The sequence below is a fragment of the Streptomyces sp. DH12 genome (assembly GCF_020873895.1).
In the GTDB taxonomy this organism is placed as follows: Bacteria; Actinomycetota; Actinomycetes; order Streptomycetales; family Streptomycetaceae; genus Streptomyces.
In genome coordinates, this window is the sequence record NZ_JAHWGT010000503.1 from 1 (window position 1) to 585 (window position 585).

The 585-nt window shown below is 71.8% G+C and carries 1 protein-coding gene; it reads left to right on the top strand.

The window, feature by feature from the left end:
* Window positions 1–306 precede the first annotated feature (306 nt).
* Window positions 307–585, top strand: a 279-nt coding sequence (locus tag LPA54_RS35425) for a GPP34 family phosphoprotein (RefSeq protein ID WP_228984688.1), incomplete at its 3' end; no start/stop codon positions are given.

Genomic DNA, 585 nt, shown 5'->3' on the forward strand with positions numbered 1-585 from the left:
GCATGGGGCGATCAGGGGCACACGCGTATCGAGACACCGCGGGACGACGACCGGCAGCCGGGGAAGGAATCCGTGGCATGAGAAAAGCCCCGTTGCGGAGGGACCGCAAGGACGGCTCGAACGCCGAGGTCGCACGCAGCGCACACACCTGACCGGTGTGAGGCGGTGTCTCAGAACCTCAGACGAGCAACGTCCTTCTCCCATCGACGGCAACAGAACCGCTGACGACGTTACGCGTGGCCCCACCGGCCGTCAACGCGATTTTCGGACATCGTGGACCCCGTGTCCCCGCACCGAGGAGGCCCCGTGCCCAACGGCCCGCTCTCCCTGCCGGCCCGCCTGTGCCTGCTGGCCTGGGATCTCGACCCCACCCGGGCCGCCCCCGTGGTGCGGGCCGGAGCCCTGGCCGATCTCGCGCGGCGCGGCCTGCTGGTCGACGACGACGGCATCGCGACCCCGCGCGACCTGGACTCCCGCACCGGCGACCCGGCCCTCGACGGGCTGCTGGAGCTGGTCAGCGAGTCCTTCCCGCACGGCTGGCGCACCTGGGTGACGCTGCACGCCCGGCACACCCTGGACGCGGTC